The sequence below is a fragment of the Bacillus sp. MRMR6 genome (assembly GCF_001940785.1).
Lineage (GTDB): Bacteria > Bacillota > Bacilli > Bacillales > Cytobacillaceae > Neobacillus.
The window spans coordinates 1-21,788 of record NZ_MSLS01000049.1 but is presented as its reverse complement, the minus strand read 5'-3'; the positions used below and the strand labels follow the sequence as shown (position 1 = coordinate 21,788).

16 protein-coding genes and 1 pseudogene are annotated in these 21,788 nt (G+C 36.7%); 11 read left to right on the top strand and 6 right to left on the bottom strand.

Annotated elements, in window-relative coordinates; genetic code table 11:
* The 3 genes from BTR25_RS25365 to BTR25_RS25355 form a co-directional block, all read right to left on the bottom strand.
* Positions 1 to 199 (bottom strand): HTH domain-containing protein (locus BTR25_RS25365; RefSeq protein WP_083652563.1); only part of this gene is annotated, 199 nt, incomplete at its 3' end.
* A gap of 217 nt (positions 200 to 416) precedes the next feature.
* Entirely contained in the window at positions 417 to 2,333 is a 1,917-nt protein-coding gene (locus BTR25_RS25360; protein ID WP_075690752.1) for a heavy metal translocating P-type ATPase, read from the bottom strand.
* Between the two features lie 156 nt (positions 2,334 to 2,489).
* Positions 2,490 to 3,671, bottom strand: a complete 1,182-nt coding sequence (locus tag BTR25_RS25355; RefSeq protein ID WP_139311342.1) for an MFS transporter — start codon at positions 3,669 to 3,671, stop codon at positions 2,490 to 2,492.
* Between the two features lie 457 nt (positions 3,672 to 4,128).
* On the opposite strand from BTR25_RS25355, the gene BTR25_RS25350 reads away from it, so the two are divergent.
* From BTR25_RS25350 to BTR25_RS25305, 9 genes are all read left to right on the top strand, one after another.
* Positions 4,129 to 4,764, top strand: coding sequence for a YczE/YyaS/YitT family protein (locus BTR25_RS25350; RefSeq protein ID WP_075690751.1), 636 nt, complete (start codon positions 4,129 to 4,131; stop codon positions 4,762 to 4,764).
* A 131-nt stretch (positions 4,765 to 4,895) separates the two neighbouring features.
* Positions 4,896 to 5,666, top strand: coding sequence for a YfkD family protein (locus BTR25_RS25345; RefSeq protein WP_483295287.1), 771 nt, complete (start codon positions 4,896 to 4,898; stop codon positions 5,664 to 5,666).
* A 112-nt stretch (positions 5,667 to 5,778) separates the two neighbouring features.
* Positions 5,779 to 5,976: an SE1561 family protein gene (locus BTR25_RS25340; RefSeq protein ID WP_075690749.1), complete on the top strand. Its 198-nt coding sequence runs from the start codon at positions 5,779 to 5,781 to the stop codon at positions 5,974 to 5,976.
* Between the two features lie 148 nt (positions 5,977 to 6,124).
* Complete coding sequence (locus tag BTR25_RS25335) at positions 6,125 to 7,663, top strand: fumarate hydratase (protein WP_175596897.1); 1,539 nt, start codon at positions 6,125 to 6,127, stop codon at positions 7,661 to 7,663.
* 247 nt (positions 7,664 to 7,910) lie between these two features.
* A complete protein-coding gene (locus tag BTR25_RS25330; RefSeq protein WP_075690748.1) occupies positions 7,911 to 8,939 on the top strand; it encodes a nuclease-related domain-containing protein in 1,029 nt (342 codons plus the stop codon).
* Complete coding sequence (gene pdaA / locus BTR25_RS25325) at positions 8,939 to 9,706, top strand: delta-lactam-biosynthetic de-N-acetylase (RefSeq protein WP_075690747.1); 768 nt, start codon at positions 8,939 to 8,941, stop codon at positions 9,704 to 9,706. Before BTR25_RS25330 ends, pdaA begins: the two co-directional genes overlap by 1 nt.
* A 77-nt stretch (positions 9,707 to 9,783) precedes the next feature.
* On the top strand, positions 9,784 to 10,647 hold the full coding sequence (locus BTR25_RS25320) for a DNA-3-methyladenine glycosylase family protein (RefSeq protein ID WP_075690746.1): 864 nt from the start codon (positions 9,784 to 9,786) through the stop codon (positions 10,645 to 10,647).
* Positions 10,648 to 10,662: 15 nt separating this feature from the next.
* Positions 10,663 to 12,075: a 23S rRNA (uracil(1939)-C(5))-methyltransferase RlmD gene (gene rlmD / locus BTR25_RS25315; RefSeq protein WP_075690745.1), complete on the top strand. Its 1,413-nt coding sequence runs from the start codon at positions 10,663 to 10,665 to the stop codon at positions 12,073 to 12,075.
* A gap of 660 nt (positions 12,076 to 12,735) precedes the next feature.
* The gene (locus BTR25_RS25305) at positions 12,736 to 13,527 is read left to right on the top strand and encodes a CheR family methyltransferase (RefSeq protein ID WP_075690743.1); all 792 of its coding nucleotides are present in this window, start codon (positions 12,736 to 12,738) and stop codon (positions 13,525 to 13,527) included.
* An 84-nt stretch (positions 13,528 to 13,611) separates the two neighbouring features.
* Here BTR25_RS25305 and BTR25_RS25300 read toward each other — a convergent pair whose 3' ends face one another.
* The 3 genes from BTR25_RS25300 to BTR25_RS25290 all read right to left on the bottom strand — a co-directional run bounded on the left by BTR25_RS25300 (position 13,612) and on the right by BTR25_RS25290 (position 18,674).
* Complete coding sequence (locus tag BTR25_RS25300) at positions 13,612 to 15,165, bottom strand: response regulator (protein ID WP_075690742.1); 1,554 nt, start codon at positions 15,163 to 15,165, stop codon at positions 13,612 to 13,614.
* A complete protein-coding gene (locus tag BTR25_RS25295; RefSeq protein ID WP_075690741.1) occupies positions 15,162 to 16,904 on the bottom strand; it encodes a sensor histidine kinase in 1,743 nt (580 codons plus the stop codon). The genes BTR25_RS25300 and BTR25_RS25295 overlap by 4 nt, the downstream gene beginning before the upstream one ends.
* 72 nt (positions 16,905 to 16,976) lie before the next feature.
* Positions 16,977 to 18,674: a methyl-accepting chemotaxis protein gene (locus tag BTR25_RS25290; protein ID WP_075690740.1), complete on the bottom strand. Its 1,698-nt coding sequence runs from the start codon at positions 18,672 to 18,674 to the stop codon at positions 16,977 to 16,979.
* A 437-nt stretch (positions 18,675 to 19,111) separates the two neighbouring features.
* On the opposite strand from BTR25_RS25290, the pseudogene secY reads away from it, so the two are divergent.
* Together secY and BTR25_RS25280 are read left to right on the top strand one after the other, a co-directional pair.
* Positions 19,112 to 20,445 (top strand): annotated as a pseudogene (gene secY, locus BTR25_RS25285) (preprotein translocase subunit SecY).
* Between the two features lie 360 nt (positions 20,446 to 20,805).
* A partial coding sequence (locus BTR25_RS25280; protein ID WP_175596896.1) for an ABC transporter substrate-binding protein occupies positions 20,806 to 21,788 on the top strand: 983 nt, incomplete at its 3' end.

The window sequence follows — 21,788 nt, the reverse complement described above, 5'->3', positions numbered from 1 at the left end:
CTCTGTCAATTCCTAGAACATCAATATCAAATCCACATTCCTCAAATATCTGTCTAGGTAATTTTCCCTTTTCATTTTCTGAAATAAAAATATTCTTAAATTCATCGGTGTAAGTAACCCCCTTTGGACTAACTGACTTAACATAAGGGTTATTTGAAAGTAACTTAATCTCTTTCTCTGCTAATACTTTTTTACTCATTTCTGCTGTTCCCCAATCCCCATTTTTCTTAATTATACAAAAAAGTACCCGGTAGGTAGACTTTTTTATAAGTGTCTACACTATCGGGTACATTTTACTTGAGCTCGGTCTTTTACTAAGCTAATAGGAAAGTATAAAGTTTTTCAAATTTATACTTTCCTAACGCATAAGAAAAACTAAGGCACTCGCCTTAAGGACTTGGCGAATGCCAAGTTTTCTAATTCTTTAAAAGTCTAAGGCTGTTAAGAATGACGAGAATGGTGCTTCCTTCATGGCCAATAACTCCTAGAGGCAAATCGACTAGCTGAAAGAAGTTAGAAGAAATCAATAGCATAATGACCGTAAGCGAAAAAATCACATTTTGCTTAATAATCCGATTCATCCTCTTGGATAAATTAATTGCTTCCGATATACGCGTTAGGTCATTTTTCATTAAAACAACATCCGCCGTCTCTAGGGCTACATCCGTTCCTTCACCCATGGCAATGCCGATATTAGCCGTGGCTAATGCCGGTGCATCGTTAATCCCATCCCCAACCATTGCAATCGTTTTGTACTTCTTTTTCAATTGCTTTAGCTGCTCTACCTTTTCTTCCGGCAGGCATTCGGCAAAATACTGGTCAACGTGGCTTTCTGCTGCAATAGCTTTGGCCGTCTTTTCACTGTCGCCTGTCAGCATAACGGTATAAATGCCTTGTTTCTTAAGGTGATCAATGGCTAGTTTCGTTTCTGCTCGCACCACATCTTTTAAAGCAATCATGGCAGAAAGGTTTCCATTGATCTGCACGTACACCAGCGTGTTGCCAAGGCTCGCAAGCTCTTCTGCTTTACCGTCTGCAAAGGACTTGACTGATTCTATTCCAACAAATTCAGCTTTTCCAATTTTCCACTGGTCACCGTCAATCTCAGCTTTTACGCCCCAGCCCGCAAAATCCTCTAAATTAGTTGGTGAAATCAGTTCCTTCTTAATGAGTTTCTTAACATGTTTAACAATGGATTGTGCTAAAGGATGATTGGAATGATTTTCAATACTGGCAGCCTTCCATAGCAGATCTTCTTCATTCAAACCCTCCTTAACAAATACCTCTGTTATTTCTGGTTTCCCCTTTGTGAGTGTCCCTGTCTTATCAAAGGCAATCGCCTCCAATTGGCTTAAATTCTCTAAGTGGACTCCGCCTTTTACCAAGATTCCATGTTTGGCTCCATTAGAGATGGCGGATAAAGTGGCCGGCATAATCGAAGCAACCAGGGCACAAGGTGATGCTACAACGAGCAAAATCATCGCCCGGTAAAATGATTCCTCCCAGCTCCAGCCCAGTAAAAAGTGGGGAAGGACCATCATTAATAATACAACTGCCAGCACTGTTTTCACATATGTTCCTTCAAACCGCTCAATAAATAACTGTGATGGCGACTTTTCACTCTGAGCCGATTGTACAAGCAGGATTATTTTTTGAAAAAGTGTTTCATTACTAGCTTTCGTCGTTTGGACCGTAATCGCTCCTGTTAAATTCACTGTGCCGGCAAATACCTCTTCCGCCTTACTTTTTGAAACAGGCATAGACTCACCGGTGATGGCCGCTTCATCAATATTTGTGTGTCCTGTAATAATCATTCCATCGGCCGGAACTCTTTCTCCCGGCTTAACTAGAATCTGGTCACCAACCACCAATTCGGAAACATGAACTCTTTTTTCTATTCCATTCCGTATCAGCAGAGCCTCTTCAGGCTGGAGCTCCATTAAAGAGGAGATTTCTTTATGACTTTTGTTCATCGTATACGTCTCTAGTGCCCCACTTACTGCGAAGATAAATATGAGAATGGCACCTTCAGTCCAGTAGCCAATGATCGCGGAACCCACTGCCGCAAAAATCATCAACATTTCAACATTCAGTTCTTTATTTTCATAGGTTGCCTCAATGCCTTCCTTTGCTTTCGCAAAACCTCCAATAATAAAAGCTAATAGATATGCGATAATAGAAGGGACATTTGCATCCATCCTGTCTAACAGCCAGCCGGCAGCAATTAAGACTCCGCTTATGCCTGCTGCAATTAATTCCCCATGCAGTTTTACCTTTTCAATAAATCCTTCATGCTGCATTCCGTTTGCTAGTGTTTTTGCTTCAGCGCTCATGCCAATCCCTCCCTCAATTGAGAATAAAAATCAAAATCAGTACCCTAAAAAAACACGAAAGCTGTCATCAAATAGATGACAGCAGTTTTCCAAAGATAAATATTAAGTTAATTCCATCTTACCATAGATTTTATGGTTACGGATATAAAAATGCTCTTAGTTTTGTTGGCTGATTAAGGAGTAAGGTTTTTTACCAAATGTAAAAATGACAAGCGCAAGAATTAATAACATCGTGCTAATAATCGAGAAAAAGCTGATATTCTTTAAATATTGAATGAACAGTCCGCCAATGATTGGGCCGCTTAAGCTCCCAAGACTAAAGAAAATCCCGCAAAGCAGATTACCTGTGGCTAATAAGTTTTTCGGAACTAGATCAGTCATATAGCTGATGCCAAGTGAAAAGGTAGAACCAACCAACATTCCAGAAACAAAGAAACTAATGATTAGGCCAATTGTTGAATGTTCAAAAATACTGGCGGCAGTAAAACTAAAAAATCCCAACAGCAGCACAATCATTAAAATGTTCCGGCGGCCATACTGATCACTTAATATTCCAAGTGGCAATTGGGTGATAATACTGCCAATGGCGAAGGCTGTTAGGACAAGCGAAACACTCGTAACATCAATTTGAATTCGTAAAGCGTACACTGGAAAGCTCCCATTTAGGGACGATTCCAGGAAACCATAGCAAAAGGGCGGAAGAAATGCTACCCAGCCATATTTCAAGGCATTCTTAAATCTTTTAATCGTATTAAAAAACGAATTCACTCCAAGCTCCTGTTCAGGGAAGTCATTTGGCAATGAGAATACAAATACCCAGCCAGCTAAACATAGTATAGAGGAAACGATGAAGGGCAGGGTTTCATTTACATTGACTAAAGGTGTCATTAAAGGTCCTACTGCAAATCCAATTCCAAAGAACAAGCCATATAATGAAATGTTTCTCCCACGCCTTTCCTGTGGGGAAGAGGAAGTAATCCAGGTTTGAGTCGCGAAATGAAGGGCATGGTCACCAATCCCAATAAACAGCCGTAAAACAAACCAAAACCAAAAGGATTTCCATAAAGGGAACAAGCCAAGTGCGATAAAGACCAATGCTCCACCAATAATGATAACTGGTTTATAGCCATATTTCCTAAGAGGGATTTCCATAAAGGGTGAAACCAGTAGAATACCTATGTACAAGGCAGTGGCATTTAGTCCATTTAAGGAGGAAGAAACTCCATCCTTCTCAAAGATTACGGCGATTAACGGCAAAAGCATTCCTTGCGAAAAGCCAGAGACCGCTACAATGGATACCAAGATCCAAAAATGGAATTTATTAATTTTATTGTTCATCTGATTACCCTCGTATTCATTCTAATCATTACTAAATGATGGTAACGAGAATACTGGGTATTTGCAAGAGAAAAATATCCTTATTGTTAAGAGGGAATAGAAAGACTCTGAACCAAAAAGGCTCAGAGTCTCTTTTTAAAGAATCATTTTCGATGTACGGAGTAATTCTCGTTAATTGTGCTATAATTATTAGGCATTATTCAACTTCTGAATCAATCAATCGCTTCTTTCTGGGTCCATCAATCACCAACCTTCATGTTTAGTTATGAAGTGAAACACGAGTGTTGAAAATTTTCATATAAGACGGGAATCCCAACCTCCTTATTGTACTGGTTAGTCGATTGATTACTGCCCTCCTTTTTTAAGGTTATTTGTATTATAAATGATAGAATGAATTTTGTAAATGTTCTGATTATTATTTTTGTGATTTTTTTTATTAAATTTTTAGGAGAATAAAATGGCATTTTTATATCGTTTTTCATTTTTTTTCATTGGCTTGTTTATTCTTACTCTGGGTATCTGCTTAACGATAAAAGCGGATCTTGGTGCTGGAGCATGGGATGCACTGAATGTCGCACTGACCGAGAGGATTGGCTTAACGGTCGGAACATGGGTCATGATCGATGGTGCTGTAATTCTCTTTGTGAATGCTTACCTGGTGAAACGTAAGCCTGAATTTCTTTCGCTTATTACTATTATTATCGTAGGATTACTAGTTGATTTTTGGCTGTTGATGATTTTTGAAACATGGAGTGTCCATTCATTTGTACTTCAATTTATAACTCTAATCCTCGGAATCCTTACTGTTGGTCTTGGAGCATCAATTTATTTGCAGGCGAAGTTTCCAGCGAGCCCTATCGATAACCTGATGCTAGCGATAAAGGAACGCTTTAAAGTGAACTTAACTATCGCTAAGACAATTGGTGAAATTGCCGCCTTAATTCCTGCTTTCTTCCTTAAAGGGCCTATTGGCTTGGGGACGCTTATTATTACATTTGCGATTGGACCTTCCATTCAGTTGTTTTTCCCATATTTTGAAAAGTTAATGACTAGGCTTTTAGAAAAGGAAAAAAAGCTACAAGAGAAATTTTGAAATAACTTGTTGAATGGATAAAATTATACAACTCCGAAAAAACTATGTTTAGTGATGATAATTGCTATAGATTGAAAGGAGTTTAGCTAAAAGTGAAAAAAATGATTTCTGTCCTTATGCCACTGATCTTAATGTTAAGTTTTTTACCGGCTGTATCTGCTGAAAAGGCACCTGAAAAGAAAGAACCGGTAAAATATCAGGTACCAGGTTCTGTTCGTAACATTACAAAGGAAAATACGTATCCTAATTCAACTCAAGATTTACCGCTATTGCAGCCAAGTGATTTAACGCAAAAGCTAATAGATTCATCAAAGGTTAAAATTGAGAATCCTGATTTGATCCGAATGTTAAATGAGTCGAGTATTAATAGTAGTCCGTTTGCTTTAGGTTACCGTGCCATCGTATATCTCGGACAATGGCCATTGAATTATGAATCAACTGAAACCTCGCCTAACTGGGAATATCAAAAAATTAATACAAACTACTATGATAATCGAGGCGCTAAGGTTCCCTATCAGATTCATTATGTACAGGAGGCACAAAAAATTGTTAGAGGTGGTTTAACCTCTAAGATTGCAAATTCTGAAGATGTAAAGAAGATGATGCTCCTAAAAGCGATGGAAAAAACGCGCTTGCCACTTTCTTTTGATACGATTATTGGTGCGGGGACCAAGAATGATCATGTTTACAATATCCCTGTAAATCGCCTCGGCTACCTGTATGCCTATGCACCTGCTGTTAATGAAAAGGGGAAGGTGACATACGGAGAAGTATATTTAATGCTAAAAGGAAACAAAAAAACAATTATTATTAAAAATGTTACTTCACAAGGAATTGGTGCTTGGATTCCAGTCCAAGATTATGTTTCATTTGGCTTTGCTGCGTCTGAGCGTCCAAGATAATCATTGGCAACCACCCCTATGCATTTGAACCATAGGGGTCTCTTTTTTCAGTAGGTTGCGAAAGTCTTTTCATTAAGATAGGATAGTAAGCATTGAGAAAGGAGTGATTCTCATGGGAAGTCCAACTCATGATAAAAACGCACAGGTTGATTTTTTAAAGCATCGCTTAAATATGTTTATAGACGTACTCGAGGCGATTGATCCAGAGGATACTGATCTTGATGATATCGATAACCTCATTAAAATGATTGATGAACTCGAATCAAAGTGCCGCGAATTTAATAATCGTGAGGTTAGTGAGTCTGTATAGTACAGGCTCTTTTTTTTGCTTTAGAGAGCGTTTACAGCTTATCCTTTAAATCCTGTGTTGATAGGAGTATAATAGAAATCGTCAAATAATTGTAATTATTAAATAGATTAACAACGGGACTAGGGGAAAGGGGTACTTGATTGTGAATATGACTAAATTTCAAGAAAGTATGTACAAACTGGTAGTTGAAACTTCTACAAAGCTTCCAAAAGACGTCCGCCGAGCAGTAAAAGCGGCTAAGGAAAAAGAGAATGCTGGTACTAGTGCGGCCATGAGCCTTGCTACGATTACGAATAACATTAAAATGGCGGATGATCAAGTGTCGCCAATCTGTCAGGATACAGGTTTACCAACCTTTAAAATTAAAACTCCCGTGGGTGTAAACCAGCTGGAAATAAAAGAAGCGATTAAAAATGCCATTGTGATTGCTACGAAAGAAGGAAAGCTGCGTCCGAACTCCGTTGACTCGTTAACCGGTGAAAACAGCGGGGACAACCTTGGAGCAGGACTCCCTGTCATGAAGTTTGACCAATGGGAAAAGGATTATATCGACGTTCGTCTAATTTTAAAGGGCGGCGGCTGTGAAAACAAAAACATCCAGTATAGTCTGCCATGTGAATTGGACGGGTTAGGACGTGCTGGCCGTGACCTTGATGGAATTCGCAAATGCATTATGCACTCTGTTTACCAAGCACAGGGCCAAGGCTGCAGCGCTGGTTTCATTGGAGTAGGAATTGGCGGGGACCGCTCATCAGGCTACGATTTGGCCAAAGAACAATTATTCCGTTCGGTCGAAGACGTGAATCCTCATGAAGACCTACGTAAGCTTGAAGAGTATGTAATGGAAAATGCCAATAAATTAGGAATCGGGACGATGGGCTTTGGAGGCGAGGCAACATTACTTGGTTGTAAAGTCGGGGTTATGAACCGGATTCCAGCAAGCTTTTTCGTCTCTGTTGCGTACAATTGCTGGGCATACCGCCGCATGGGTGTAAGCATTGATCCAGTTAGCGGGGAAATCAATGAGTGGATGTACCAGGAAGGTGAATTTATCGATTTTGCTCAGACAGAAGCAGAGAAGGAAGCTGCTGCTACTCTTTCTGAAAAGGTCATAACGCTACAAGCGCCAATTACAGAAGAGCAAATACGTGAATTAAAAGTCGGCGACGTCGTTCAAATCAATGGAATGATGTACACAGGCCGTGATGCGATTCATAAATATTTATCTGAGCATGATTCTCCCGTAGATTTAAATGGCCAAGTCATTTATCACTGCGGTCCAGTTATGTTGAAGGATAAAGAAGGTAATTGGCATGTTAAAGCAGCCGGCCCGACAACGAGCATTCGTGAGGAACCATACCAAGGCGATATTATGAAGAGATTTGGCATTCGTGCGGTCGTTGGTAAAGGCGGCATGGGCCCTCGTACCTTAGCTGCTCTTGAAGAACATGGAGGCGTATATTTGAACGCAATCGGCGGGGCAGCACAATATTATGCTGATTGTATCAAGTCCGTTGAGGGTGTAGATTTAATGCAGTTCGGAATCCCAGAAGCGATGTGGCATCTGCAGGTCGAAGGTTTCACAGCCGTTGTCACCATGGATTCACACGGAAACAGTCTGCACGCCGACGTCGACAAATCATCATTGGAGAAATTGGCTCAGTTTAAGGAGAAGGTTTTTAAATAAGGTATTTGGGTAGCCGCAGGACGGCTACCTTTATTTACGTTTTTTATGGATTTGTAGATATCCGGCTGGAATTTGTAGATATCTGCTTATTAATTGTAGATATCGCTCTTAAATTTGTAGATATCCACTAAATTTTTGTAGATATATTTTTCAAACATAATAAATAGCTTAAAACGTTCACAAATTGAATGCAGGATTTGTGAAATTTTTACAGAATATATCCTGTAAATTAAAAGGAGGGATCAATTTGTTCATATTGGACCTAGAAAAACCCCATTCACTACTTCAGGCAGAAGCGTGTGATAGGAGATTAGCAAGAAATCACATAAAAAGGCCGGATTTGGAGCTGAAATTACGAAATTTAATCTCAGGACACCAAGGGGAAAAAACATTACATTACTTCTTAAGCTTATTCCCTAAAGATAAGTTTCAAATCTACCATGGACTACGCCTCCCAATTGGTAATTCCTTTTTTCAGATAGATGGTTTGCTTGTCACCTCTAAGATAATTTTTGTTCTCGAGTCAAAAAATAATGCTGGAATCCTAACGATAGATAAACACCAATTAACTCAACAATACAATGAGAATAGTGAGACTTATCAAAATCCCGTAGCCCAAGTAACCCGCCACAAAATCCTTCTAAAGTACTTTCTAGATGAATACAAGTTTCCCGCCATTCCAATGGAAGACCTCGTTGTTATTACAAGATCCTCGACAGAGCTAAGAATTACTCAAGGTTATACAGAGGGACATAAAAAGGTATGTAAAGCTGAAGACCTATTAAAGGAGTTGCACAGGTTTGAAAAGTTTAATTATAAGGAAAGCTTTGATAAGCAAGCCATTAACAGGTTAAGACATTTGCTTTTGAAGAAGCATACTCCACTAATTGTAAATATCTCTGAAGAGTTGGGTATCGAAAGAAGTGAGATACTAACTGGGGTATCATGTCCGAATTGCAAAACTCTAAAGATGGACTATTACAGGAAGGAGTGGAAATGCTCAGAATGCCTTTTATATTCAAAGGACGCCTTTATCGAAGCAATAAATGACTACTTTCTTCTAATAAAGCCTACCATAACAAATGCAGAGTTACGTGAATTTCTTCGACTCCCATCTCAAAGAGCAGCAACTTATATACTCTCCATCCTTAAACTCCACTCCACAGGCCAAAATAAAGGCCGTGTCTATCACCAACCTAAATTATTTCCTATTTCTGTTAGTCATGTTTTCCCCAATCAATCAAACACTAATAAAAACAAAATAGGGGGACCATGATGAAAAAGTTGTTATTCTTTCTTAGTTTTCTGCTGTTGCTAGGACCTCAAGTTTCGTTCGGTGCAATTTCCAACAAGCCGATCCATTGGGGATTTAAGAAGGCAGTTAATGAAGTGCCGCCAGAGGCAGGTGCGGAGTACGACCAGCTGCTTGAGAAGTACGGTGCTTTTTACAAGGGCGATCCAAGCAGCAAAACCTTATATTTAACCTTCGATAACGGGTATGAACAAGGATATACAGGTAAAGTGCTCGATGTCCTGAAAAAAGAAAAGGTGCCTGCAACGTTCTTTGTGACAGGACATTATCTGCTTTCCCAGCCAGAGTTAACAATGAGAATGGTTGATGAGGGGCATATTATTGGCAACCACTCGTGGCATCACCCGGATATGACACAAGTGAGTGATGAAAGGGTTCGGGAAGAGCTTAGAAAAGTGAAAGAAAAGACGAAAGAGTTAACAGGTCAAAAGGAAATGAAGTATTTACGACCGCCTAGAGGGGTTTTCAGTGAACGAACGATGCAACTTGCTAACGAAGAGGGCTATACCCACGTTTTCTGGTCGCTTGCCTTTGTGGATTGGAATATTAACGATCAAAAGGGCTGGCAATATTCGTACGACAATATTATGAAGCAAATTCATCCAGGGTGTGTCATGCTGTTACATACCGTTTCGAAGGATAATGCGGATGCTCTTGAAAAAGTGATACAAGATTTGAAAAAGAAAGGCTATACCTTTAAAAGCCTTGATGAATATCCTAAGAAAAAGTAGCCGAATTCCCTAGAATTCGGCTTTTTCCTAATATCCATGCTATAATACGGGGAAAATGATGAAGGACGGGAAAAACTGTGTGGCAAGAAACGATTCGTATTGAAGGACCATTTAATTTTGATCGTGTACTAGAAAGGCATTCGATTGACCCATTAAAAAAGCTTTCGATTGAAGAACGCTGGATTAAGGTGCCCGTGATTATGGGGAGTACAGCACAAGTGGTGGAGATACAGGCAATTGGAACGACTGCCGAACCTGCGTTTATTTTAAAAAGCAATGGTACTCAGCAAGAAGCAGCCATTCAGAGAATAAATGAGATTTTTCAATGGAATACATCATTAACGCAAATCCATGACTATTACCAAAAAACAGACCTAAAGCCTATTTTCGAGGAGCATTATGGAACGCCGCTTGTGTTGGACTTTGAACTTTTTGGCGCATTAGTAAAATTAATCATCCATCAACAATTGAATATGTCCTTTGCCCATACCCTTACAGAACGTTTTGTTCATAATTTTGGTTATCAACTAGAGGATGTTTGGTTCTTTCCTAAGCCAGAAACAGTTGCTAGCCTAAAGGTGGAGAAATTAAGAGAGCTGCAGTTTAGCGGCAGAAAGGCCGAATATGTGATTGATATTGCGAAAGCAGTAGTGGATAATGGTTTAGACCTTGAAGCATTAAAGGACGAGCCAGATGAAGAAATCTTTAATCAACTTATCAAAATACGCGGAATCGGTGCATGGACGATTGAAAATTTCTTGTTATTTGGACTAGGCCGGCCGAATCTTTTTCCAATTGCTGATATTGGGATTCAAAATGCAATCAAAAAGCTATATGGCTTGGAGAAAAAGCCAACGAAAGAAGAAATGGAACAATATAAGCAAGCCTGGGATCCATACCTTAGCTATGCCTCATTATATTTATGGAGAAGTATTGAATAATTTGGAGTGAACAGAATGAAAATGGATCAAGCAATTAAAATTAAAGAAAAACAGACTTTCCCGCTGACCATTAAGCGGTTAGGTATTAACGGGGAAGGTGTCGGTTATTTTAAAAAGCAGGTTGTCTTTGTTCCAGGGGCTCTTCCTGGTGAAGAAGTGGTTGTTGAGGCAACAAAGATAAATCCTAAATTTGCTGAAGCGAAAATTAAAAAAATACGTATCAAATCTCCACACCGCGTGCAACCCCCATGCCCATACTATGAGCAATGCGGAGGCTGTCAGCTGCAGCACTTAAAGTATGACCAACAATTGAAGGAAAAAAGGGACATCATTGTTCAATCACTTGAGCGCCATACGAAATTGTCTATCGACAAGCTTGATATTCGTGACACATTAGGAATGGAAGATCCTTGGGGTTATCGTAATAAAAGCAGTTTTCAGGTTGCTGGCAGAGACGGAAAGGTGCTGGCCGGTTTATATGGCATGAACTCGCACCAGCTGATCGATATTGATCATTGTGCTGTTCAGCATTCTCAAACAACAGAAGCAGTTAATGCCGTTAAAAAGATTCTAGAGGATTTAAAAATCCCAATCTATAACGAAAAATCTCGAAAAGGCATTATTAGAACGATTGTTACTCGGGTTGGCGTACAATCTGGCGAGCTTCAGGTGGTGTTAATTACGATGCAGAAAGAGCTGCCTAAAAAGGAACAAATAATAGAAGAGATCCAAAAGAGACTGCCGAATACGAAGTCAATCGTCCAAAACATTAATGGTCAGAAAACCTCGTTAATATTTGGTGACGAAACGAACGCCTTAGCAGGAAGTGAATTTATCCAGGAAACATTAGGCGACCTTCAATTTGAGCTATCTGCTAGGACTTTCTTTCAATTAAATCCAACGCAAACCGTTAAGCTTTATAATGAAGTAAAAAAAGCTGCAGCTCTTACAGGCTCTGAAAAAATAGTCGATGCTTATTGCGGGGTTGGTACAATTGGTTTATGGTTAGCTGACCAAGCGGGTGAAGTTCGCGGTATGGATATCATTCCTGAATCAATCGAGGATGCAAAGAAAAATGCAAAACGCCACGGCTTTACCAATACAAAATATGTACCAGGAAAAGCAGAAGAAGTGCTGCCGAAATGGGTGAAAAAGGGCTGGAAACCAGATGTAGTCGTCGTTGACCCGCCAAGAACAGGCCTCGACAACCAGCTATTGCAAACCATCTTACAGGTACAGCCAGAAAAGCTGATTTATGTCTCTTGTAACCCGTCAACATTGGCAAAAGACATTCAAACCCTCAGTAGCAAATACGAAGTGAAATACATTCAGCCGGTTGATATGTTTCCGCAGACGGCGCACGTGGAGTGCGTATCGCAGATAGTTTTGAGGGAAAATAATCAGGTAAAATTGAAAATCGATAAGTAATCGAAGGAATACCGTTATTGACAAGGATGCTGGAACAGAAGGAGCAGAGAGATTTAAAGCCCCAATTCTTGATGTAGTAGGTGAAGAAAGAACATTTATATTAGAAAATTGCATCGAAGATATGTTAGGATATCCAGCGCCATCCTCTGAAAAGCCTTATCGAGCTTATAGATACATTAATGCCAATTGGGGTGAGAATTGGGATGATTGTTTGGGAGAATGGAATACTCTTATGGAAACCATTTTCGTAAATTCATTCAAAATAATGGAGAACAGAAAAGAATGCCAAGAAGAGGTGTGGCAACAATTACAAGTCGCTGGAGTAAAAAGCACGGAAAGTGGATGTTAAGAAAGCTATCTAATGAGCGCAAGCGGTAAACAAGCAATGTTTCAACTTCGGTTGGAATTGGTGAGGGACAGTTATCCTGATTCATCTAGACAAAGGGAACCAGACAGGCGAATTAAAAAGCCATGAAGGAATGAGTCCTTTTGGGCTAACTGCCAAGCAGCAAATTGTCAAACTTAAGAGGAAAAAATTCACTTAACAAGACGCTGGCCAACCTGCCACATCTTAACCTATACCTTAATTCATAAATCAACTAGGATTTGATAAACTGAAAAAGGGGAGTTTTGGTAAGATTAGAAGTGAGGGGATTGCAAATGCAAAACGATTATGAGAAATTTATCAAGTTGTTTGAAAAAAAGACTGGTATCAGCTTGTCTAGTTATGGAGAGAAACAGATGAAAAGGAGATTAGATACCTATAGAGAAGCAAAGGGGCTAGAAAGTTTTGCTGCTCTTTTTTGTGAGCTTGAAAAAAACCACACTTCTTTTGAAGAATTCCTCAATAGAATGACAATAAATACAACAGAGTTCTTCAGAAATAAAAGACAATGGGAGTATTTAGATCAAGAAATAATTCCGGGGTTATTAAAAGAAAAGGGCACAATAAAGGTTTGGAGTGCTGCTTGTTCTAGCGGGGAAGAACCTTATTCTGTGGCAATGATGTTAGCTAAGCATATCCCACTGTCACAAATGTCTATTTTTGGAACAGACATTGATCATTCGATATTATTTAAAGCACAACAAGGTGTTTATCATGAACGCTCCTTAAAAGAAGTGCCTGAAGGGATTAAGCGTAAATACTTTACGAAGGAAGGCTCAACTTATGTGATTTCTGATGTTATTAAAGAAACCGTTCTATTTAAACATCAAAATCTGTTAGTAGATGACTTTGAGAGTGATTTTGATTTAATTATTTGCCGTAATGTACTGATTTATTTTACAGAGGTGGTTAGAGAAGCACTTTATCATCGGTTCCATCGTTCATTAAAATCTGGTGGTATACTCTTTGCAGGGAGTACGGAACCAATCTTCACTCCTCATAAGTATGGTTTTGAAGCAGTGAATCCATTCTTTTATAAAAAGGTGGAAATAGAATCTTTAAGATAGAACAGCAATATCATGTAATTAAATGTGAAAGAAAGGGCCAATACAGCACCTTCCTATAAATTATTGTGTGTGTAATGAAAATGGTTAAACGGTCTGCAGTCTACCAAAATTTTTAAATTGTTTTGTTGTCATCCCAGATACTTTTTTAAAGGTTTTACAAAAATACTGTGAATCACTATATCCAACTTGTTCAGCAATTTCATAGGTTTTATTCTTTGTTGTTTTTAATAGCTCTTTTGCCTTTTCGATACGGATGTTCGTTAAATATTCTATTAGCGTTATACCTGTTTCTTGACTAAATATATGACTAAGATAGGATGCGCTTACATTCACAGCAGTTGAGATCGTCTGTAGAGATAATTGTGAGTCCGTATAGTTATCGTGAATATATTCCATTGCCATTTGGACAAATGAAGAGTATTTAGAATTTGTGGATTCTTTTGTTGTTGTAACAAGGTATAACATTTCCTCCATATAAGAAAGGGTATCGTTATAATGTCGAATCCAACTTGCTTTCACTTCAATCTGACTAATTTGTTGCATCATTTCAAGACTATTCAATTCAGTCTCTTTTAAATAATGAGTAATTGTAATGGTAAAGTCCATTAAAAAATGGTATATCGTAAAGGGTGAGTGCATTTTACTTTCTTGAAGATAGGAAGAATAAGAACGTGAAAAACTAACAATATCTTTTGAAGAACCGAATTTTAAAAAGTCTATCAAATCTCTTCTGTTAAAGTGATGTAATTCCTTTTTACTCTCAATGTCACTCATAGTTTCCTTGGAATGATATTTGTGAATAATGCTTGAATAGTTTTTTTCCTCATCTGCCTCACTAAAAGAGGAGGTAATGCCTTGAATACGATCTTCTACTCTTCCAATTCCAAATACTAAAGCATTGTCAGGATTAAAATCTTCATGTGTATGCAAGCGTTCTCTTAAAATATTTGTGGCATGTTCTAGTTGTTCCTTTGATTCTCCCTTTAGAATATATATATTCTCTTTTAACTTCCTACTAAATCGTAAACAGTTAAATTCATCTTCTATCCAGTCAATCTGATTAGATTCAATAGTACATTCTATGATCATAACAGAATAATACGATGAAAAAAGATCGATATTGAATTTTGTAGCTTCTCTAATGGCTTCGGAAGTATTGTATACTCCTTGACATAGTTCATACAAAAATTTATCTTTAGATTCCGTTTTTGTTTCCTTTATTTTGCTTTCCAAGTCATCGATTCTTTTTTTGTCCATTACTTCATTATCAATTTTTAGAGATACTTTAATTAGTATTTTTAGTAAGTCCAGTGAACTTACAGGCTTTAAACAATATTCAGTTACTTGAATACGTATGGCTTCTCTTGCATATTCAAATTCGTCATGTCCACTAAGAATAATAATTTTTATATTTGGCATTTTTTTGCGTAAAATTTGACTGAGCTCCAAACCGTCCATAAAAGGCATTTTAATATCTGTAATCACAATATCCGGTTGGTGCTTTTCTATTAAAGGGAGCGCAACTTCACCATCTGAAGCATCACCACAATAGATAAACCCTTGACTCTCCCAGTCTATACTATTCCCAATGCCTTGACGTATCGCAATTTCATCATCAACTAAAAAAACCTTTTTCATATTACTCCCCTTTCTGCTGGAATGATTAAGCTAACACGAGTTCCTGAACCATACCAGCTATTTATTTTTAACCCAAATGGTGATCCATAGTGAAGATGGATTCGATTATGGACATTCACCATTCCAAAGCCACCTTCATCTTTTTCAAAGGGCACCCCGCTTAATAATTGTTTTCGTATTTCTAGTAACTGATCTTCTTTCATTCCGATACCATTATCGATCACATCAATACAAATATACCCTTCGGGGGTAAAATCTCCTTGAATACGTACGAATCCTTTACCACGCTTACTTTTGACTCCATGATAGATAGCATTCTCTACAAGCGGCTGTAGTGTTAGTTTAATAATTTTATAACTTAAAATATCTTCATTTAGATGAAACGTTACGTCTAATATATCTTGATAACGCAGCTTTTGAATCATAAGATAATTTCGGATATGGTTAATTTCGTCTTCTAATGGAATCAAATCCTTCCCTTTGCTTAACGAAATTCGAAAAAAATGTGACAATGCTTTTGTTATTTCAATTACCTCGGAGCTTTTTTTTGCTTCTGCCATCCAGATTATTGTTTCAAGAGTGTTATATAAAAAATGTGGATTGATTTGTGCTTGCAGTGTTCGTAATTCTGAGATTTTTAATTGTTTCTGTTTATCTACGCTATTCTTTAGCAGAGAATTAATCTTAGAAATCATGATATTAAAATTTTCACCGAGTTCTGCAATTTCATCAGAACCATTATTATCTATTTTTACATGTAAATCACCGTGTGCAGCTTGATTCATTTTCTCCTTTAAGATTTGAAGGGGAAGTATTAATTTAGATGTAATAAAATAGTATAATGCAATCGTAAATATTATACTGAAACTTACTGTTAGGATGATAAGGTTTTTAATATCATTTGTTTCTTTTGTAATGTCTGATAAAGGAGCGATTCTGATGACTTTCCATCCAGGAAATACAGATTTACTAAATACGAAAAAGTTAGGTTCCTTTGCAAAAAAACCAGAAACTTGCCCTTCGATCATATGTCTATTAGGCAGTTGTAACATTTCGGCGAATTCAGGTGATGTAAATAAAGTGTCATTGGATTCAGTAATAACATAAAAGGTTCCTGAGATTCGTGATGATGCTTTACGAAGAATTTCCTTGAATATAGAAGTTTTAAGGATAATATTAATAAATCCAATTACCTCATGCGAATCATCTGAAACGATCGCACTTGTCATTGAAAGGGCAGGAGTACTGTTTTTATATGTCGAATGAATTACTGTTTTTGTCGGATCCTCAAGGAGCTCGATAAATATTGGATTCTTTAAAGCTTTACTATCTAATTGATGAACTCCCCGATCCTCACTCACTGATTTCCCTTCTAGTCCAATAATTTTGATATACATAATGCTATCACTATATTGGAAATTTTCTTTATAAAGTCTTATTAAGCCTAAAATACTATTCGCTTCATTAGCTGTATCTTTTTTATCTATTAAAAATTGAACAGTACTTTCCTTTTTTCCTATTTCAGTAAATAACATAATATCCTGAAAAATAACATCAAATTCTCTGCTTAATTGCTCTATTTGAAGCTGTGCTAATGTATATGAGTTTTCGGAAACAATATCATGAGATTTAGTATAGGAAATCATCCCAACAAAAATGAGAGGAATGACCGTCAATAAAAGGAACATGATAAGTAATTTGGAACGCAAACTTGATACGATCCATTTTTTGTTTTTCATTTAAAACCCAACCAATCTTCTAGATATAATAACAAGAGATAATTCCAAAAAAATGTAAACAACTTCATTTAATTATATCTTAAACTGTCTAATATCTTCTTTCATCTTTTGAATACGATCTACAAGTTTGTATGATGCATCAGAAACTTCCTCAAGTGTAGTAAGCTGCTCTTCTCCCATTGCTGCAATTCCAATCACTTCTTCTTTACTGATATTGGAACTATGTTCAATTTCAGATATCATTTCGCGAACTGTAATCATTTGCTCGAAAGAATCTTGGATTGCTTCCTTAATGTTATCAATTTCAATCTGCTGTTGATCTCTAATCGTGCGTATGGCCTGAAACTCATTCTTTATTTTCAATGATTTTAGATTGCTATTACTGAAATTTTCAAGATTTTGATTCAAATGCTGTTCAATAAAAGTTAATCGGCTAAGAAACGGAATAAATGTATCTTCTGTTTTTTTAGATATAGTGAGCGATTCTTCAGAAAGTTCCTTCATTCTTAGTAATGCGTCCATATTTTGATTTAATTTATTTTCTGAGGCTTTACTAAGAAGAGATGTACATAACATATTATTTTCCCTTGCTATCAGCCTAGTTAGAGTAATATCTTGTTTCATTTCATTAGCTAAATTATGTAACAGTTCTTTTTCAGTTATTACTGTTTGCATGGTTTGATTTATTTCATTAAAATCTTCTATTAAACTATTAATTTTACTATTAATCACATTTGCCATTTCTTGCGTTTCGCTAGAATGTAGGTTAATTTTGGTTGATTTGATTAATACATCATTGAATTTATTAAATAAATTTTCAACAGTTGATACTGATTGATGGATTAATTCATCCTGTTTATGAAGATTGATAGAAATAGTTTGAGTTGCTTCAGCGATATCTTCGCCTGCGAGGCGATTTTCAAGAAGACTTTGGTGGATATCTTTTGATGTTAGTACAACTAGACCATTTGTATTTCTTACACTTAATATGATTTCTTTAAGGTTGTAAAACATACGATTAAACGAATTACATAAATCTCCAATCTCGTTTTTAGAAGGAATTGGAATTTCACCAACCGTTAAATTACCTTCAGCAATTTCGTTCGCTTTTTGACCTAAACTGCGGATAGGCTTAACAAAGTTTCCAGAAATAAACAAAGCAAATAATAATGAGGTTAAGATAACACCTATAAACGAACATATATATATAGTTATATCTCTTTTTAAATCTGTGGAAATTTTCACTTTAGATTGTTCTTTAGCAATAAGTGTTGTTTGCAAGAGAGATTGTACTTTTTCGTCAATTAGTCCTGATAGGATCGTAATGTATTCATAAGTGGTGTTCCGTTCATCTGCAGCAACTTTTCCTTGAATTTGTTGCCCCAGCTTATCAATATATTCGGTGGTTGTGGTTAATGTTTGGCGAACCTCAGCAATCTCCTTTGTAAATTGTCTAGATTTATCATCAAGTTGTATTTTATCTAGATTTTGATACATGTTCTTTAGATGATCATACTGAGTTCCTTCTTCAAAAGGAACTTTACCATAGGCGATTTCCCGAATTTCATCATTCAACTGTTGTTTTAGAATACCATTAATTGAATTTGTTAACGTAACCGTTTCCAATATTGAATTATACTGACGAACATAGCCAAGAAATAGGTAGATTTGTACACAGTTAATGGCTGCAAGCAAAAGAAGGATGACCATAAAGACAAGAATTAATCTAGTACGTAACGAAAAATTGGACAATCTATAACGTATATCCACTTTTATCCCCCTCCTAGGTCTATAATACTAAAATTAAAATGTTTTACAATAAAAGAATAAATATTCCAATTTTTTAAAAAATTTTTTATCTTTTTATAAGATTTCAGTATATAAGAGCGAAGGAAATTAAATATATTCAAAACATATACAATTTCGACAAATGTAAACGTTTTATAATAATACTATATTAATACATAGAAATATACTAATAGATTTTATGAATTGAAGAAATCAAGAGTTTTTTTATGTATGTCAGGAAGTACTAGCAAAATCGACAAATAAAGTTGTCGAATACAATATAGTTTTGTCTATCTTTGTTTTTATAAGTTCAAAAATATATTACATTATTTTCGAAAGTTATTCCATTAACGTTTTTTTGAAAACGCTTTAAAATAAAACCAACAATCTTTAAAAAATAATTTTTCTGAGGTGATAAAATGCTTTCAACAATGACCAATTTTTTGCGTGTTAGTGAGGTAAGAAATAAAATTTTATTTACATTATTAATGTTAGTTATTTTTTTCGAATTGGTACGTTCATACCAGTCCCTAGTGTTAATGCTGATGTTTTAAAACTGAACGACGAACTAAATGTTTTTGGTATTCTTAATACATTTGGTGGCAGTGCATTACAGAATTATTCAATATTAGCTATGGGTATTATGCCGTATATCACAGCATCCATTATCATTCAGTTACTCCAAATGGACGTAATTCCAAAGTTTACAGAATGGTCTAAGCAAGGTGAAGCTGGGCGTCGTAAACTTGCACAATTAACTCGTTATGGAACAATTGTGCTAGGGTTTATTCAAGCACTAGGTATGTCATATGGATTTAATAATATGGCTGGTGGTTTATTAATTGAAAATCCTGGAATCCCAACTTATTTTCTTATTGCAACTGTCTTAACTGCTGGTACTGCATTTTTAATGTGGTTAGGAGAGTTAATTACAGCAAAAGGTGTAGGAAATGGGATTTCCATTATTATTTTCGCTGGTATCGTAGCTGCTATTCCAACAACAATTAACCAAATTTATGTACAGCAGTTTCAAGACGCAGGGGAACAATTATTTTTACGTATCATAACCGTTCTATTGATTATATTAGCTGTAATAGCGGTTGTAGTGGGTGTTATTTTCATTCAACAAGCTTTACGTAAAATTCCAATATAATATGCAAAGCAGTTAGTAGCCAATAGTCCGCTTGGTGACCATTCTACTCATTTACCTTTAAAAGTAAATGCTGCTGGTGTTATTCCGGTTATTTTTGCAGTTTCTTTCATTATTACACCGCCAACGATTGCATCATTTTTTGGTCAAAATGGTGTGACATTGTGGATTCAAAAAACGTTTGACTATACGCAATCCATTGGGATGATCATGTATGTTACTTTGATTATTGCTTTCACTTATTTCTATGCTTTTGTACAGGTTAATCCAGAACAAATGGCAGAAAATTTGAAAAAGCAAGGTGGCTATATCCCTGGCATACGCCCAGGAAAGAGCACACAAGAATATGTAACAAGAACTCTTTATCGCTTAACCTTCGTAGGTGGCCTATTCTTAGCAGTGATATCAGTTCTTCCTGTATTCTTTATAAAGTTTGCTGACCTTCCGGCATCTGCACAAATAGGTGGAACTAGTTTGTTAATTGTTGTAGGTGTTGCATTAGAAACAATGAAACAACTTGAAAGTCAACTTGTCAAACGCAACGGATTTATTAAACAAGGTGCTGGAAAAAGTCTACTTCCCAGAAAGGAAAAAATTTCTTAAAAATGTAATATGTTTTATGCATACCGTCTTGGAAAGACAGTATGGAACCTATGATGTTTTCTCCCAAAAGGTGTTTATTATAAGTAAATTCAAACCAAAACAAATAAATAATATACAATGTCCAAAGTTTAAGTAAAAAACGTAGTAATATGTATCTATTTATAAAAGTCGAAAAAAAATACATTTTTTTTAAAAAAAATCTAGTTTTTATGTTTTATAGTTTTTTAGGTGCAAAATATATTACATTTTTTTCGAAAGTTATTCCATTCAATCTAAACTGAAAACGCTTTAACATAAACGTATACCAATTTACGGAATTGAGTGAAAATTGTTGTGAATTGGAAAAAAGGAGGATTCATTATGCAAAAATTGTTTAAAGGAAAATCGCTTTTATTTTTACTAATGTCACTCATGCTTCTATTAGCTGCCTGCGGCTCAACTGGAACGGGAGGACAAACAGATGACGCGAAAAGCGGATCTGGCGGTTCAAAGGATAGTGAGAAATTAGTCATAGGATTTTCTCAGGTTGGTGCAGAAAGTGAATGGAGAACAGCGAACACAAAATCCATGCAAGAAGCTATTAAAGCGGCTGGCCATGAATTAAAATTCTCTGACGCTCAACAAAAACAAGAAAATCAAATTAAAGCAATTCGTTCATTTATCGCACAAAAGGTAGATGCCATCGTATTCTCTCCAGTTGTTGAAACAGGATTTGAAACGGTWCTACAGGAAGCAAAGGATGCAGGAATTCCSGTATTCCTTTCAGACCGTGCGGTTGATATCCAAGATGATTCACTTTGGGTAACTTTCTTAGGTTCAGACTTCGTTGAAGAAGGAAGAAAAGCAGGAAATTGGTTAGTGGAAGAATTGGCAGATGCACAAGGCGATGTAAATATCGTTGAGCTGCAAGGTACTGTAGGTTCAGCACCTGCGATTGACCGTAAAGAAGGCTTTGAAGAAGTACTTAAGGATCACCCGAACTTTAAAATTATCAAATCTCAAACAGGTGACTTCACACGTGCAAAAGGCAAAGAGGTTATGGAAGCGTTCTTAAAGTCTGATGGAAAGAACATTGATGTATTGTATGCCCATAACGACGATATGGCAATCGGAGCCATCCAAGCAATTGAAGAATACGGCTTAGTACCAGGTAAAGACATTACCATCATCGGTGTTGATGCAGTAAAAGGTGCATTTGAAGCAATGGCAGCTGGAAAAATGAACGTGACAGTGGAATGTAACCCAATGTTTGGACCGCAAATGGTTGATTTGATTGAAGCATACTTAGCTGGTGAAGAAATTCCGAAGCGTGTAGCTGTAGAGGAAAGCATTTACACAATGGA